Annotated in this window: 12 protein-coding genes; 10 read left to right on the top strand and 2 right to left on the bottom strand. The window is 71.1% G+C overall.

Annotated features, from left to right (window positions below; translation table 11 throughout):
* Positions 1-138: 138 nt before the first annotated feature.
* A complete protein-coding gene (locus tag ACIHCX_RS12315) occupies positions 139-834 on the bottom strand; it encodes a DUF1707 domain-containing protein (protein ID WP_400028879.1) in 696 nt (231 codons plus the stop codon).
* A gap of 183 nt (positions 835-1,017) precedes the next feature.
* Here ACIHCX_RS12315 and ACIHCX_RS12310 point away from each other — a divergent pair, with 183 nt between their 5' ends.
* The 5 genes from ACIHCX_RS12310 to ACIHCX_RS12290 all read left to right on the top strand — a co-directional run bounded on the left by ACIHCX_RS12310 (position 1,018) and on the right by ACIHCX_RS12290 (position 7,735).
* Positions 1,018-2,712 (top strand): fumarate hydratase, encoded by a 1,695-nt coding sequence (locus tag ACIHCX_RS12310; protein ID WP_400028878.1) that lies wholly within the window; start codon positions 1,018-1,020, stop codon positions 2,710-2,712.
* A gap of 166 nt (positions 2,713-2,878) precedes the next feature.
* Complete coding sequence (locus ACIHCX_RS12305; protein WP_400028877.1) at positions 2,879-3,073, top strand: hypothetical protein; 195 nt, start codon at positions 2,879-2,881, stop codon at positions 3,071-3,073.
* 60 nt (positions 3,074-3,133) lie between these two features.
* Positions 3,134-4,540, top strand: a complete 1,407-nt coding sequence (locus ACIHCX_RS12300) for a class II fumarate hydratase (RefSeq protein WP_400028876.1) — start codon at positions 3,134-3,136, stop codon at positions 4,538-4,540.
* A gap of 72 nt (positions 4,541-4,612) precedes the next feature.
* A complete protein-coding gene (locus ACIHCX_RS12295; protein WP_400028875.1) occupies positions 4,613-5,305 on the top strand; it encodes a DUF402 domain-containing protein in 693 nt (230 codons plus the stop codon).
* 297 nt (positions 5,306-5,602) lie between these two features.
* Positions 5,603-7,735 (top strand): SpoIIE family protein phosphatase, encoded by a 2,133-nt coding sequence (locus tag ACIHCX_RS12290; RefSeq protein WP_400028874.1) that lies wholly within the window; start codon positions 5,603-5,605, stop codon positions 7,733-7,735.
* 98 nt (positions 7,736-7,833) lie between these two features.
* Here the strand turns inward: ACIHCX_RS12290 and ACIHCX_RS12285 are convergent, their stop codons facing one another.
* Entirely contained in the window at positions 7,834-10,173 is a 2,340-nt protein-coding gene (locus ACIHCX_RS12285) for a transglycosylase domain-containing protein (RefSeq protein WP_400028873.1), read from the bottom strand.
* 353 nt (positions 10,174-10,526) lie between these two features.
* On the opposite strand from ACIHCX_RS12285, the gene ACIHCX_RS12280 reads away from it, so the two are divergent.
* The 5 genes from ACIHCX_RS12280 to ACIHCX_RS12260 all read left to right on the top strand — a co-directional run bounded on the left by ACIHCX_RS12280 (position 10,527) and on the right by ACIHCX_RS12260 (position 15,339).
* Positions 10,527-11,420 (top strand): SPFH domain-containing protein, encoded by an 894-nt coding sequence (locus ACIHCX_RS12280; RefSeq protein ID WP_400029222.1) that lies wholly within the window; start codon positions 10,527-10,529, stop codon positions 11,418-11,420.
* A complete protein-coding gene (locus tag ACIHCX_RS12275) occupies positions 11,417-11,674 on the top strand; it encodes a hypothetical protein (protein ID WP_400028872.1) in 258 nt (85 codons plus the stop codon). The genes ACIHCX_RS12280 and ACIHCX_RS12275 overlap by 4 nt, the downstream gene beginning before the upstream one ends.
* 115 nt (positions 11,675-11,789) lie before the next feature.
* Positions 11,790-12,314: a PadR family transcriptional regulator gene (locus ACIHCX_RS12270; protein ID WP_400028871.1), complete on the top strand. Its 525-nt coding sequence runs from the start codon at positions 11,790-11,792 to the stop codon at positions 12,312-12,314.
* Positions 12,311-13,000: an ABC transporter ATP-binding protein gene (locus tag ACIHCX_RS12265; RefSeq protein WP_400028870.1), complete on the top strand. Its 690-nt coding sequence runs from the start codon at positions 12,311-12,313 to the stop codon at positions 12,998-13,000. Before ACIHCX_RS12270 ends, ACIHCX_RS12265 begins: the two co-directional genes overlap by 4 nt.
* Positions 12,997-15,339, top strand: a complete 2,343-nt coding sequence (locus ACIHCX_RS12260) for an ABC transporter permease (protein WP_400028869.1) — start codon at positions 12,997-12,999, stop codon at positions 15,337-15,339. Before ACIHCX_RS12265 ends, ACIHCX_RS12260 begins: the two co-directional genes overlap by 4 nt.
* The last annotated feature ends 9 nt before the right edge of the window (positions 15,340-15,348 follow it).

The following is a 15,348-nucleotide window of genomic DNA, read 5'->3' as shown; positions in this document are numbered from 1 at the left end:
TCTTCTCCTGACGACGGCTTCGCGAGCGGGAGGGTCCAAGAGACGATGCAGCAAGGCCTACCCGCTGTGCGCGCGCCTATGCACTGAGTTCCCAACCGCCCGACCGTGACCACCGGCGTCCACGAACGACCACTGTTGTCACGTGTGCTTGCGCAGATGTCTGTCCACCTTGCGCTGAACCCGGTCGAGGATGTCCGCGACGAGCTTGCCCCGCTTCGGCCGCGCCTCGACGTTGCCCAGGACGGCCCAGCCGTCGACGTAGACGGCCGGAGCCTCGGGCTCCGGCGAGTCCAGGTGCACCACCTCGAAGTTGCCGAGGACGCCGCCGCCGGTGCCGCGCAGCGACACGTTCTCCGGGACGCGGACCTGCACGTCGCCGAAGACCGAGACGGCCTTGATCACGACCTGCTGGTACTCGAAGACCGCCTCGCTGAGGTCGATCTCCACGCTGCCGAAGATCGCGTACGCGTGCACCCGGCGCCCGGGGCGCCAGCGGCCGCGGCGGGTGGCCTGGCTGAACACCGCCACCACGTTCTCGTCGGCGACGGGGGGTATCGCGCCGGCCGCCGGCCGGTTCGACGCCGGGGCGTACGCGGCGGCCGCGCGGCCCTGGTGGGCGGCGGGCAGGTCCTGGATGAAGACCTCCAGCTCTCCGACCGTCTTGGCGTTCAGCACCCCCTCGACGCGCTCGGCGTGCTCGTCCGCGTTCAGACGGCCCTCGGCGAGGGCCTCGCGCAGGATGTCGGCGATACGGTCACGGTCGGCGTCCGAGGCGCGCAGTTCGGCGACGGGGGCGGCGGCCGTCCGCGGTTCGGTCTGCTTCTGAAGGTCCACGGCAGCAGCGTACCGAAACGCGATAGATCGCGACTAGGGGTGGGGGGTGACGGGCGCGTCGTGCGCCGCTCCCGACCGGGGCTGAGCGGGACCTCACAGGTTCGCTGTCGGCGCCAGGTTCTACGCTGGGGGTCGCCCGCCGGTGTCGGCGGGCAGCAGTCTGCCGAGTAAGGAATGGGCCAGATGCCGCACAGTTCCCCCGCCGCCCGCCCTGCGTTCGCGTACACCGATCTGCTCCCCCAGGGTGAGGACACCACCCCGTACCGGCTGGTGACGGCCGAGGGCGTCTCCACCGTCGAGGGGCCCGACGGGCGTACGTTCCTCAAGGTCGAGCCGGAGGCGCTGCGCAAGCTGGCCGAGGAGGCCGTCCACGACATCCAGCACTACCTGCGTCCGGACCACCTCGCCCAGCTGCGCCGCATCATCGACGACCCGGAGGCCTCGGCGAACGACAAGTTCGTCGCCCTGGACCTGCTCAAGAACGCGAACATCGCCGCGGCCGGCGTGCTGCCCATGTGCCAGGACACGGGCACGGCGATCGTCATGGGCAAGCGCGGCCAGAACGTGCTGACGGCGGGCGAGGACGAGAAGGCCCTCTCCCAGGGCATCTTCGACGCCTACACCAAGCTGAACCTGCGCTACTCGCAGATGGCTCCGCTCACCATGTGGGAGGAGAAGAACACCGGCTCCAACCTGCCCGCGCAGATCGAGCTGTACGCGACGGACGGCGGCGCGTACAAGTTCCTGTTCATGGCCAAGGGCGGCGGCTCGGCCAACAAGTCCTTCCTGTACCAGGAGACGAAGGCCGTCCTGAACGAGGCCTCCATGATGAAGTTCCTGGAGGAGAAGATCCGTTCGCTGGGCACGGCCGCGTGCCCGCCGTACCACCTGGCGATCGTGGTCGGCGGCACGAGCGCCGAGTACGCCCTGAAGACGGCGAAGTACGCCTCCGCGCACTACCTGGACAACCTGCCCACCGAGGGCTCGCCGCTCGGGAACGGCTTCCGGGACGAGGAGCTGGAGGAGAAGGTCTTCGAGCTGACGCAGAAGATCGGCATCGGCGCGCAGTTCGGCGGCAAGTACTTCTGCCACGACGTGCGCGTGGTCCGGCTGCCGCGGCACGGCGCGTCCTGCCCGGTGGCCATCGCCGTGTCCTGCTCGGCCGACCGCCAGGCGCTCGCGAAGATCACCCCCGAGGGCGTCTTCCTGGAGCAGCTGGAGAAGGACCCGGCGCGGTTCCTGCCGGAGACCACGGACGAGCACCTGGACGACTCGTCGGACGTGGTCCGCATCGACCTCAACCAGCCGATGGAGTCGATCCTCGCCGAGCTGACCAAGTACCCGGTCAAGACCCGCCTGTCGCTGACCGGCCCGCTGGTCGTGGCCCGGGACATCGCCCACGCGAAGATCAAGGAGCGGCTCGACGCGGGCGAGGAGATGCCGCAGTACCTCAAGGACCACCCGGTGTACTACGCGGGCCCGGCCAAGACCCCCGAGGGGTACGCGTCCGGCTCCTTCGGCCCGACCACGGCCGGTCGCATGGACTCCTACGTCGAGCAGTTCCAGGCGGCCGGCGGCTCCAAGGTGATGCTGGCCAAGGGCAACCGCAGCAAGCAGGTCACGGACGCCTGCGACAGCCACGGCGGCTTCTACCTCGGCTCGATCGGCGGTCCGGCGGCCCGCCTGGCCCAGGACTGCATCAAGAAGGTCGAGGTCCTGGAGTACGAGGAGCTCGGCATGGAGGCCGTCTGGAAGATCGAGGTCGAGGACTTCCCGGCGTTCATCGTCGTGGACGACAAGGGCAACGACTTCTTCCAGGACCCGGCGCCCCAGCCGACGTTCACGACGATCCCGGTCCGGGGCCCCGGCCAGGCCTGACGCGCTGCCCCACGGCTCTCCACGCGCCCCCGCCGGCTTCGGCCGGCGGGGGCGTCGCGCTCCCCCTGGGCCTCCGTGACGGCCCCCGGGACCAATCCGCTCCTTCACGATGCCAACGAGGCGGCAATGGCTCTACGCTGATGCCCTGTCACTCTTGAGGGAGCGCGTGTCATGGCCTCGGGCCGGTCCCCTCGACGTGGACCGGGCCACCCTGCGCCTGTGCATCGCCGTCCTGCAGGGCCACTCGCCGCAGGTGGCCGGGCTTTCCCCGCAGAGCCTGCGGCGGCTGGCCAAGTGGGAGGGCGGCGTGGAGCTTCTCGACGAGCTGGGCCGACTGGACGAACAGCTGCGAGCCCGTTGACGGGCCGCCCCGGGAACACCACGTGCCCCGGCGATGCTGATCCCCATGGAGGTGTCCCCAATGGCAGACGGCCAGCACGACGCAGTCGGTTACCGCACCGAGCACGACTCCATGGGCGAAGTCCAGGTCCCCGTCCACGCCAAGTGGCGTGCCCAGACGCAGCGGGCGGTGGAGAACTTCCCCATCTCCGGGCAGCGACTCGAACGCGCGCACATCGAGGCGCTGGCACGGATCAAGGGCGCCGCGGCCAAGGTGAACGCGCGGCTGGGGGTGCTCGACGAGGACGTCGCCGAGGCGATCCAGGAAGCGGCGGCCGAGGTCGCCGCGGGCAGGTGGGACGAGCACTTCCCGGTCGACGTGTTCCAGACGGGGTCCGGGACCTCGTCCAACATGAACACCAACGAGGTCATCGCCACCCTCGCCGGCGAGCGGCTGGGCCGGGACGTGCACCCCAACGACCACGTCAACGCGTCGCAGTCCTCCAACGACGTCTTCCCGTCGTCGATCCACATCGCCGCCACCGCCGCCGTCACCCGCGACCTGGTCCCCGCCCTGGACCACCTCGCGAGCACGCTGACCCGCAAGGCCGAGGAGTTCGCCGACGTCGTGAAGTCCGGGCGGACGCACCTGATGGACGCCACACCCGTGACCCTCGGTCAGGAGTTCGCCGGATACGCGGCGCAGGTACGGTACGGCGTCGAACGTCTGAACGCCTCCCTGCCCCGGCTGGCCGAGCTGCCTCTCGGCGGTACGGCGGTCGGCACGGGCATCAACACCCCGCCCGGATTCTCCGCGGCCGTGATCGAGGAGGTCGCCCGCGCCACCGGGCTGCCGCTCACCGAGGCCCGCGACCACTTCGAGGCGCAGGGGGCCAGGGACGGCATCGTCGAGACCAGCGGCCAGCTGCGGACCGTCGCGGTGGGGCTGACGAAGATCGCCAACGATCTGCGGTGGATGGCCTCCGGGCCCAGGACCGGGCTCGCCGAGATCTCCCTGCCCGACCTCCAGCCCGGCTCCTCGATCATGCCCGGCAAGGTCAACCCGGTCGTTCCCGAGGCCGTGCTCATGGTCTGCGCCCAGGTCGTCGGCAACGACGCCACCGTCGCCACCGCCGGCGCCTCCGGCAACTTCGAGCTCAACGTCATGCTCCCGGTCATCGCCAGGAACGTGCTGGAGTCGATCCGGCTGCTCGCCAACGTGTCCCGGCTGCTCGCCGACCGGACCGTGGACGGGATCGTCGCCCACCGCGCGCGGGCCCGCGAGTATGCCGAGTCCTCGCCGTCCGTGGTCACCCCGCTCAACAGGTACCTCGGCTACGAGGAGGCGGCGAAGGTCGCCAAGAGGGCGCTCGCCGAGCAGAAGACGATCCGTCAGGTCGTCGTCGAGGGCGGCTACGTCGAGCGCGGTCTGCTCACGGCCCAGCAGCTCGACCGGGCGCTGGACGTCCTGCGGATGACACACCCGTAACCACGTGGGAACCGGGCGTGAACCATGCCGTCCCGCGCCACGGAGGATGCCCGGGGCACCTAATATTTGCGCATGGCACACGACGGAGCGACCGCACACACGACGACGGGCGGTGTGACGGAGCCCTGGACCCCCGGCAGCCAGATCCTGTGGCGCTACCGGGAGAACGGCGGCGCGCGCTTCCACATCGTGCGGCCCGTGACCGTCGTACAGGACGACCCGGGCCTGCTCGCCGTGTGGATGGCACCCGGCACCGAGTGCGTCAGACCCGTGCTCGCCGACGGCACGCCCGTGCACCAGGAACCGCTCGCGTCGCGCTACACCAAGCCGCGCACCGTGCGGCGCGACCGCTGGTTCGGCACGGGCGTGCTGAAGCTGGCCCGGCCCGGTGCGCCCTGGTCGGTGTGGCTGTTCTGGGAGTCGGGCTGGCGGTTCAAGAACTGGTACGTCAACCTGGAGGAGCCGCTGGCCCGCTGGGCGGGCGGGGTCGACTCCGAGGATCACTTTCTGGACATCTCCGTTCACCCGGACCGCAGTTGGCGCTGGCTGGACGAGGACGAGTTCGCGCAGGCGCAGCGCGACGGGCTGGTGGACACCTCACTCGCCGAACGGATCCGAGCCGCGGGCCGGGAGGCGGTGGAGACCATCCGCGCCTGGCGGGCGCCGTTCTGCGAGTCCTGGCAGCAGTGGCGCCCCGACCCGGCCTGGGAGGTACCGTCACTGCCGGACGACTGGGACCGCGCCCCCACGCGCGTGGCCTCATGAGACCCTTGATGCGCCCCCGGGCGGGAAACGTAGGATCGTCCTCCGCAGCAGGCGAAGGGCCGGTACCAACTCCCGGATCACCCACCGGGTCTGATCGAACGTCACCGAGGGGCGGCAGGACGTGAGCGAGGGGTACGAGGGCAACACCCGTGCGGGCCGCGGTCGGTCCGCCGGCACAGCAACAGCCTCTGACCACGCCGGAAATCCGTTCCTGGGGCATGTATTCCGGGTATCGGGTCTTCGGCGGGACGAACTGCGCGCCCGGCGCGCAGCCCCGGACGGATGGATTCGACACGCGTGACGGAGCAGCCGACCTCCTTCGAACGCCCCCAGCCGGGCGCCGACCCCACGGACGCCCATGGGGCGCTTCTGCGTACCCCCGCCGCCCCGGGGGCCGCGGCGTTACCTCTGCAGTCCGGCCCGGCCGACGACGTCCCGCGTCCGGTCGGCGCGGCCGGCTCCGAGCACTCCCAGTCGGCGTCCGCCGAGCCCGACGCGCACCGTCCGCGCCCCGCCCCGGAGGGCATTCCCGCCCAGCCGGACGCGGCGGCCAGGGTCGCCGGGACCCCCGACGGCACCGAGCCGGGGCAGCAGAGCACCGAGGCGTCCCGCACCGCGAGCGCGCCCGGCGGTCAGGAGCGCCGGGCCGGGCGTGGCGCGGCTCCCGGAGGCCAGGAGCGCCGTACCGGGCAGGGCATGCCGCCCGGGCGGACGCTGCCGATGCGGCGGGACGGGGACCGGTTGCGGTTCGTGGGGGCCGCCACCCGGCGCATCGCCCGCGGCATGGACCTGGACGAGATCGTCCTGGGGCTGTGCCGGGCCACCGTGCCGACCTTCTCCGACGCCATCCTCGTGTATCTGCGCGAGCCGCTGCCGGTGGGCGACGAGCGGCCCGCGGGCCCGCTCGTGCTGCGGCTGCGCCGCACCGACCGGATACCGGCGGAGCGCGACACCGAGCTGGGGTTCATGCCCGCGCCGGTGCCGGAGCAGCCGGCCGAGCTGTCGGCGGTGACCAACGAGCTGTGCGAGGTTCGGCCCGGCTCCGCGCTGGGCGAGGTGCTGCGCGGCGTGCGTCCGGTGTTCACGGACACGGAGTCCGCCCACGCCGCGCTGGCGGAACTCCTCGGCGAGGACTCCGAGTTGGTCGTGCCCGACGGGCAGCGCACCATTCTCGCCCCGCTGCGCGGCCGGCGCCGGGTCATCGGCGCGGCGCTGTTCCTGCGCCGTCCGGAGCGCCACGCGTTCCAGCCCGACGACCTGCTCGTCGCCGCCCAGCTCGCCACGCACAGCGCGCTGGGCATCGACAAGGCGGTGCTGTACGGCCGTGAGGCGTACATCGCCGACGAGTTGCAGCGCACCATGCTGCCGGAGACGCTGCCCCGCCCCACCGGCGTACGGCTGGCCTCCCGCTATCTGCCCGCCGCGGAGACCGCGCGGGTCGGCGGGGACTGGTACGACGCGATCCCGCTGCCCGGCAGCCGGGTCGCCCTCGTCGTCGGCGACGTCATGGGCCACTCCATGACCTCGGCCGCGATCATGGGTCAGCTGCGCACCACCGCGCAGACCCTGGCCGGGCTCGACCTGCCGCCGCAGGAGGTGCTGCACCACCTCGACGAGCAGGCGCAGCGCCTGGGCTCGGACCGCATGGCGACCTGCCTGTACGCGGTCTACGACCCGGTCGCGCACCGCATCACCATCGCCAACGCCGGTCACCCGCCGCCGGTCCTGCTGCATCTGGGCGGCCACGCCGAGGTGCTGCGGGTGCCGCCGGGCGCGCCGATCGGTGTCGGCGGCGTCGACTTCGAGGCGGTCGAGCTGGACGCCCCGGCGGGCGCGACCCTGCTGCTGTACACCGACGGCCTGGTCGAGTCGCGACTGCGGGACGTGTGGACGGGCATAGAGCAGCTGCGCGAGAAGCTCTCGGTGACCGCGCAGCTCACCGGCCCCGACCATCCGCCGCCGCTGGAAGCGCTGTGCGACGAGGTGCTGGACATGCTCGGCCCGGGCGACCGGGACGACGACATCGCGCTCCTCGCCGCCCGGTTCGACGGCATCGCGCCGAGCGACGTGGCGTACTGGACCCTTGACCCGGAGGACGCCGCTCCCGGCCAGGCCCGCCGCCTGGCCCGCCGGGCGCTGTCCGGCTGGGGTCTGGAGGAGCTCACCGACTCCGTGGAGCTGCTGATCAGCGAGGTCGTCACCAACGCCGTGCGCTACGCCTCCCGCCCGGTCACCCTGCGCCTGCTGCGCACCGATGTGCTGCGCTGCGAGGTCGGTGACGACGTGCCGCAGTTGCCGCGTCTGCGGCAGGCCCGCGCCACGGACGAGGGCGGACGCGGACTGTACCTGGTCAACCGGCTGGCCAGGCGCTGGGGCGCGACCCGGCTGAGCACCGGCAAGGTGGTCTGGTTCGAGCTGAACCAGGGCTGAACCGGGGCTGAGCCGGGGCTGAGCCGGAACACGCGGACACGCGAAGGGGGCGCCCGGCCGGACCGGGCGCCCCCTTCGCACTGCTCACCGCATGCCGCTCACTGCTCGTTGGGGAGGAGCGGGCTGTCGCTGGCGCTGTCCGTGGGTTCCCTGCTCGTCGACGGGTCGCTCGGCGACTGCGACGGGGTCTCGCTCGGCGACTGTGACGGCGTCTCGCTGGGCGTGTCGCTGGGCGACTCGGACACCGGCGGCTCACTGATGGTGGGCGACTCCGACGGGGTCTCGCTCGGCGACTCGCTGACCGTGGGGCTCTCCGAGGGCTGGACCGCGGCACCCTGCTTGGTGTCCAGGTCGAACTTGCTGACCTCGCCCATCACGTTGAAGGTGTACTCGGCCCAGATCAGCGCGGGGAAGCCACCGCCGTTGACGCGCGGCACGCCGAGCGTCCCATACAGCGGGACGTGCTTGCCGTTCTTGGTCGGGTCCTCGCCGAACAGGCCGACCGAGGTGACCAGGTTCGGCGTGTAGCCGGTGAACCAGGCCGACCGGTTCTTGTCGGACGTGCCCGTCTTGCCCGCGACCTGCTGGCCGTCGCGCAGCGGGTTGTCCCGCACCGACACCTTCGCCGTACCGTCGTCGACCACGCCGGTCAGCACAGAGGTGACCGTGTCGGCGGCCTCGCGGCTGATGACCTGGTCGCCGATCGGGTCGGGCATCTTGACCGTACGGTCCTTCTGCTCGGCCGACTTGACGATGGTCGGGGTGACCTTCTGGCCGTGGTTGTCGAGGGTGGCGTAGATCCCGGCCATCTCCAGGGGGCTGGCGCCCATGGAGCCCAGCGTCTGGGCCGGTACGGCCTGCATGCCCTTGGTGTTCATGCCGAGCTTGCCGGCGACCTCCATCACCTTGTCCATGCCCACGTCGACGCCCATCTGCGCGAAGACGGAGTTGACGGACTGGTTCATGGCCCTCTGGACCGTGATGTCGCCGTAGTTCTGGTCGTCCTCGTTGGGCGGCCCGAAGCCGACCTTGGTGCCGTGGTCCAGGACCTGGCGGCCGCTGGTGCCGTCGTAGACGGTGTTCGCCGTGATCGGCCGGCCGTCCTGGGTCCTGGACTCCTCCTCCAGCGCCGCGGCCAGGATCACCGGCTTGAAGGTGGAGGCCGGCTGGAAGTCCTGCCGGGTCGCGTTGCTGTAGTAGTGCTTCAGGTAGTCCTCGCCGCCGTACAGGGCGACGACGTGTCCGGTCTTCGAGTCGACGGAGACGGCACCGGCCTGGACGTGCCCGTCCACCGTCCGCGCCTTCTTGTCCAGCTTGCTGGTGAGCTGGTCCTTGACCGCCTCCTCCAGCGCGGACTGCTTCTTCTTGTCGATGTTCAGGGTGATGTTCCAGCCCTGGCCTTCGACCGCCTGCTCCGCCTGGCCCTGGGTCAGGCCCTGGTCCTTCATCAGCTGCTGTTCGAGCTGCTGGTTGGCGAGCGCGATCAGGTAGCCCTTCTGGCCCTCCCGCCCGGGAGCGGGCCGGGGCTCCTTGGGGACGGGGAACTTCATGGCCTGCCGCTCGCCGGCGTTCAGCCAGTGCTGCTTGACCATGTTGTCCAGCACGTAGTTCCAGCGCTGCTGCGCGAGCCGTTTGCCGGTGTCGCTCGCGACGGCCCAGTCGTACTGGCTCGGGGCCTGCATCAGGGCGGCGAGGTACGCGCCCTGCTGGACGCTGAGCTTCTCGGCGTCGACGTGGTAGTAGGCCTGCGCGGCGGCCTGGATGCCGTATGCGCCCCGGCCGTAGTAGCTGGTGTTGATGTACCCGGCGAGGATGTCGTCCTTCGTCATCCGCTGGTCCACCTTCAACGAGATGACCAGTTCCTTCAGCTTGCGCGTGACGGTCTGGTCCTGGTTGAGGTAGAAGTTCTTGACGTACTGCTGGGTGATCGTCGAACCGCCCTGCGCACCCTTGCCGGACAGCGTGTTGAGCAGACCGCGGGCGGTGCCCTTCAGGTCGACACCGGAGTCGGTGTAGAAGGTCTTGTTCTCGGCGGCGACGAAGCAGTGCTGGACTTCCTTGGGCACCTTGGCCAGGTCCACCACTTCGCGGTTGACCTCGCCGGTACGGGCCAGGACCGTGCCGTCGCTGTACTTGTAGACGTTGCTCTGGAGCTGCGCGTCGGCGTTGCCCTCGGGTATGTCCACGACCAGGTACAGCACGATGAAGGCGCCCATGCCCAGCAGGCAGACGCCGAGGAAGGTGCCGAGGATCTTCTTCCAGGTGAACAGGCGGCGTATGCCGCCCTTCCCCTTGGCCGGCCGGGCGGCCCTGCGCGCCGCGGCCCTGCCGCCGCCCGCGGGTCCTATGCCCTCCGCCGGCATCCCGGACGAGCCCTGGGGCGCCGCGCGGCGGCCACCACCGCGCTGTCGCGCTCGTCTCTCTTCCGCTCGTCCCATGGGTCCGTACGCTCCGCTTCCGTCTCGGCTGTCACTCAGGTGCGTGGTCCGGGTCAGCTCAGAAAACTAACACCGCTGTCTATGACAAAGGCCCCCTGATCCGCCCCGTCACGGACGTGACAATCAGCACCCGCTCCCAGTGGAACCGACGTTCCACAAGCACCAAGGGTTGCCGTGACGCGGTAAAGTGATATCAGTTAGATAGACAGCATCCGGGTCCGCGACGCGGAAGAGAAGCGGCGGGCCCACGACGACCAGGGGGATCCGCCATGCCCACACAGCCACCGCGCGACGCCGCACACGACCTCGCACAGGACTCCGCGCCCGCCACGGAGCTGCCGGACATTCCCGAGATGCCCCAGCCGCGCGTGCGGGAGTTCCCGGCGCACAGCATCGGAGGCGGGCTCGCCCTCCTCCTCGGCCTCCTCGGAGTGCTGGTCGCCGTGGCCCTGCTCGCGGCCGGTGCGAGCGTCTCGGCCACCGGCGCCAAGGCCGCGTTGATCGTCGTCGCCGTCGTGGTCGGCGTCGGCGCACTGCTCGGGATGTGCGGGCTGAACATGGTCGCGCCGGGCGAGGCCCGGGTCGTCCAGCTCTTCGGACGCTACCGGGGCACGATCCGCGAGGACGGGCTGCGCTGGGTGAACCCCTTCACCTCGCGGACGAAGATCTCCACCCGGGTCCGCAACCACGAGACAGCCGTGCTCAAGGTCAACGACGCCTACGGCAACCCCATCGAACTCGCCGCGGTCGTGGTGTGGAAGGTGCGGGACACCGCGCAGGCCACCTTCGAGGTGGACGACTTCCTGGAGTTCGTCTCCGTCCAGACCGAGGCGGCCGTACGGCACATCGCCATCGAGTACCCCTACGACGCCCACGACGAGGACGGGCTGTCCCTGCGCGGGAACGCCGAGGAGATCACCGAGAAGCTCGCCGCCGAACTGCACGCGCGCGTGGAGCCGGCCGGAGTGCGGATCGTCGAGTCCCGCTTCACGCATCTTGCCTACGCCCCCGAGATCGCCTCGGCGATGCTCCAGCGGCAGCAGGCCGGGGCGGTCGTCGCGGCCCGCCGGGAGATCGTGGACGGCGCGGTCGGCATGGTCGAGGCCGCGCTCGCCCGGATCTCCGAGCAGGGGATCGTGGAACTGGACGAGGAGCGGAAGGCGGCGATGGTGTCGAACCTGATGGTGGTGCTGTGCGGGGACCGCGCACCGCAGCCCGTGCTGAACACCGGGACGCTCTACCAGTGACCGCCACCGAGGAAGGGTCCTCGCCCGGTCGCCGGCCGCGGCAGCGCAAGCAGGTGCTGCTGCGGCTGGACCCGTCGGTGTACGACGCGCTCGCACGCTGGGCCTCGGACGAACTCCGCTCGGCCAACGCGCAGATCGAGTTCCTCCTGCGCCGCGCGCTCGCGGAGGCGGGCCGGCTGCCGGGCGAGGCCGGCCCCCTCCCCCTCAGGGGCCGGCCTCCGCGCACCCCGCGACCGCCCGAGGAACCCCCGTAGCAGAACCGTGACAAACGGCTCCGACCTGCACGGTTATCCCTTCCGCAGCTCTCCATGACCCCGTGGGCACAGCGTGTATACATGGCGCGTATACACACTGTGTAGAGTTATCTGCATGTCCATCGGTCACACCCTCCTGGGGCTCCTGGAGTCCGGCCCGCGCCACGGCTACGACCTGAAGCGCACCTTCGACGCGAAATTCGGCCACGACCGGCCGCTGCACTACGGCCAGGTCTACTCGACGATGTCCCGACTGCTGAAGAACGGGCTCGTCGAGGTCGACGGGATAGAAGCGGGCGAAGGCCCCGAGCGCAAGCGGTACGCGATCACCGAGGCCGGCGTCACCGACGTGGAGCGGTGGCTCGCCACGCCGGAGAAGCCGGAGCTGTACCTCCAGTCGACGCTCTACACCAAGGTCGTCCTCGCGCTGCTCACCCACCGCGACGCCGCCGAGATCCTCGACACCCAGCGCGCCGAGCACCTGCGCAGCATGCGGATCCTGACCGAGCGCAAGCGCAAGGGGGACCTCGCCGACCAGCTCGTCTGCGACCACGCCCTGTTCCACCTCGAGGCCGACCTGCGCTGGCTGGAGCTGACCGCGGCCCGCCTCGACAAGCTCCGTGAGGCGGTGGCCCGATGATCCCTCCCGCCGGCTCCCTGCTGACCGCCGAGAATCTGCACAAGGCCTACGGCCCGACCACCGCCCTGGACGGCGCCGGGTTCTCCATCCACGCCGGCGAGGTCGTCGCCGTGATGGGCCCCTCCGGCTCCGGCAAGTCCACGCTGCTGCACTGCCTCGCCGGGATCGTCACCCCCGACTCGGGATCGATCACCTACGACGGCCGTGAGCTGTCGGCCATGAACGACGCCCAGCGCAGCGCGCTCAGGCGCTCGGAGTTCGGCTTCGTCTTCCAGTTCGGCCAGTTGGTGCCCGAGCTGACCTGCGTGGAGAACGTGGCCCTGCCGCTCAGGCTGAACGGCACCTCCCGCAAGGCCGCCGAGCGGACGGCGCTCTCCTGGATGGAGCGGCTGGAGGTCGACGACCTGCGCAAGAAGCGCCCCGGCGAGGTCTCCGGCGGTCAGGGCCAGCGCGTCGCGGTCGCGCGGGCGCTGGTCACCGACCCGCGCGTGCTGTTCGCCGACGAGCCGACCGGCGCACTGGACTCGCTCAACGGCGAGCGGGTGATGGAACTGCTCACGGAGGCCGCCCGGTCGTCCAACGCGGCGGTCGTCCTCGTCACCCACGAGGCACGGGTCGCCGCCTACTCCGACCGCGAGATCGTCGTACGCGACGGCAAGTCCCGGGACATGGAGCGCGTCGTATGAGCGTCGTGCGTCAGTGGGCCCGCGACCTGAGCATGGGGGCCAGGTTCGCGTTCACGGGAGGACGCGAGGGATGGCTCCGGGTCGTGCTCACGGCGGTCGGCGTCGGGCTCGGCGTGGCACTGCTGCTGCTCACGACCGCGATACCGAGCGCGCTGTCGGTACGGCACGAGCGGAGCGAGGCCCGCGAGGACTACACCTACATTCAGAACCCCCCGGCGAAGGCCGACGACACCCTGGTGATCGCGGACGTCGACACGACGTACCACGACAAGGAGGTGCGCGGACGGCTGGTGGAGCCCGAAGGGCCGCGGGCGCCGCTTCCCCCGGGAGTGGCCGCGTACCCGAAGCCGGGCGAGATGGTGGTCTCCCCCGCGCTCGGGGAACTGCTCGGCTCCGGCTCCGGAAGGCTGCTGCGGGAGCGGCTGCCGTACCGCGTGGCCGGCACGATCGCCGAGAGCGGACTCATCGGCTCCCGCGAACTGGCCTACTACGCGGGCGTGGAGAACCTGGCGCCACGCATCAACGGCTGGCAGGTGGCCCGGATCACCGAGTTCGGCAGTCCGCAGCGGACGGAGCGCTCGGACCCGGTGCTGCTGCTGCTCGTGATGGTCGTCTTCGTGGCACTGCTGATGCCGGTGGCCGTGTTCATCGCCGCGGCGGTGCGGTTCGGGGGCGAGCAGCGCGACCGCAGGCTGGCCGCGCTCCGGCTGGTCGGCTCCGACAGCCGGATGACCCGCCGCATCGCGGCCGGCGAGGCGATGGCGGGCTCGCTGCTCGGGCTGGTCTTCGGCACCGTCTTCTTCCTGATCGGCCGTCAGGCCGCCGGGTCCGTCGAGGTCGTCGGCATCAGCGTCTTCCCCAGCTACCTCAACCCCTCCCCCTGGCTGGCCGGGCTGGTCGCGGTCGCGGTGCCGGCCGCGGCGGTGCTGGTCACCCTGCTGGCGCTGCGCGGAGTGGTCATCGAGCCGCTGGGCGTGGTGCGCACGGCGAAGCCCGCGCGGCGCCGGCTGTGGTGGCGGCTGCTGCTTCCCGTCGTGGGACTGGGGATGCTCTACCCGATGTTCGGCCAGGGCCGCGGCAACGGGGACTTCAACCAGTACCTGGTGATCGGCGGCGTGACCCTGCTGCTGATCGGGGTGACCGCGCTGCTGCCGTGGACCGTGGAGACGGTCGTCGGCCGGCTCGGCGGCGGCGGAGTGGCCTGGCAACTGGCGGTACGGCGGCTCCAGTTGAGCAGCGGTACGGCGGCACGGCTGGTCAGCGGCATCGCGGTCGCGGTGGCCGGGGCGATCGCGCTCCAGATGCTCTTCGCCGGGGTGCAGGGCGACTACACCAAGGACTCCGGAAAGAACCTCTCCCGGGCCCAGATGGAGGTGACCGCGCCGCGGGGCATCTCGCTCACCGGGGTCGCCGAGAAGTTCTCCGCCACGAAGGGCGTGCGGAAGGCCACGGTGCTGTCCGAGGCATCGGTCGCCGACAAGTCCTCGAAGAGCGAGGAGGAGGAATCCCGCGTCTCGGCCACGGTGACGGTCGGCGACTGCGCCTCCCTGCGCGAGGTGGCGCGCCTGTCCTCCTGCCGCGACGGGGACGTCTTCGCCCTCAGCGGCGGCCAGTTCGACGCCGACACCGTGAAGCTGGTCAAGCCCGGCCGCGAGCTGTTCTTCGACCTGTCCTCAGGCATGGAGCAGGACGATGTCCCGTGGACCGTCCCGGCCACCGTGAAGCCCGCCCGCTCGGTCGAGGACCCCATGGGGGAAAGGCGCAGCGGCCTGCTGGTGACCCCGGCCGCGGCGCCCCCGATGACGGACACGACGTCCTGGGGACAGATCTACCTGTCGATCGACGAGTCGGTCCCGAACGCGTACGAGTACGTGCGCAACACGTCGGCGGCGGTCGACCCGATGACGGGCGCGCACGTGTGGGTCGCCGCCGAGCAGTCGAAGAAGTTCGCCTCCATCCGCACCGGCCTGTTCGTCGGCGCGACCTGCGTGCTGCTGCTGATCGGGGCGAGCCTGCTGGTGTCGCAGCTGGAGCAGCTGCGGGAACGGAAGAAGCTGCTGTCGGCGCTGGTCGCGTTCGGCACCCGGCGGCGCACGCTGAGCCTGTCGGTGCTGTGGCAGACGGCGGTCCCGGTCGCACTGGGCCTGCTGCTGGCCGCGGCGGTGGGGATGACGCTGGGCGCGGTGCTGCTCAAGATGACGGGCACGACGGTGGGCGTGCACTGGCCGAGCGTGCTGGCGATGACCGGCATGGGCGCGGGAGTCGTCCTCGCGGTCACCCTGCTCAGCCTTCCGCCGCTGCTGCGCCTGATGCGCCCCGAAGGCCTGCGTACGGAGTGATCACCCGGG

Origin of the sequence: Streptomyces sp. NPDC052043 (genome assembly GCF_044548235.1) — a bacterium.
Classification (GTDB): Bacteria; Actinomycetota; Actinomycetes; order Streptomycetales; family Streptomycetaceae; genus Streptomyces.
The sequence above is the reverse complement of the archived record's forward strand: the minus strand, read 5'-3'. Positions and strand labels throughout refer to the sequence as shown.

Bases quoted from the DNA above. Each gene is read 5' to 3' on its own strand.
- ACIHCX_RS12310 (WP_400028878.1), top strand. From the start codon at position 1,018: ATGCCGCACAGTTCCCCCGCCGCCCGCCCTGCGTTCGCGTACACCGAT.
- ACIHCX_RS12300 (WP_400028876.1), top strand. From the start codon at position 3,134: ATGGCAGACGGCCAGCACGACGCAGTCGGTTACCGCACCGAGCACGAC.
- ACIHCX_RS12295 (WP_400028875.1), top strand. From the start codon at position 4,613: ATGGCACACGACGGAGCGACCGCACACACGACGACGGGCGGTGTGACG.
- ACIHCX_RS12285 (WP_400028873.1), bottom strand. From the start codon at position 10,173: ATGGGACGAGCGGAAGAGAGACGAGCGCGACAGCGCGGTGGTGGCCGC.
- ACIHCX_RS12280 (WP_400029222.1), top strand. From the start codon at position 10,527: ATGCCCCAGCCGCGCGTGCGGGAGTTCCCGGCGCACAGCATCGGAGGC.
- ACIHCX_RS12270 (WP_400028871.1), top strand. From the start codon at position 11,790: ATGTCCATCGGTCACACCCTCCTGGGGCTCCTGGAGTCCGGCCCGCGC.
- ACIHCX_RS12265 (WP_400028870.1), top strand. From the start codon at position 12,311: ATGATCCCTCCCGCCGGCTCCCTGCTGACCGCCGAGAATCTGCACAAG.
- ACIHCX_RS12260 (WP_400028869.1), top strand. From the start codon at position 12,997: ATGAGCGTCGTGCGTCAGTGGGCCCGCGACCTGAGCATGGGGGCCAGG.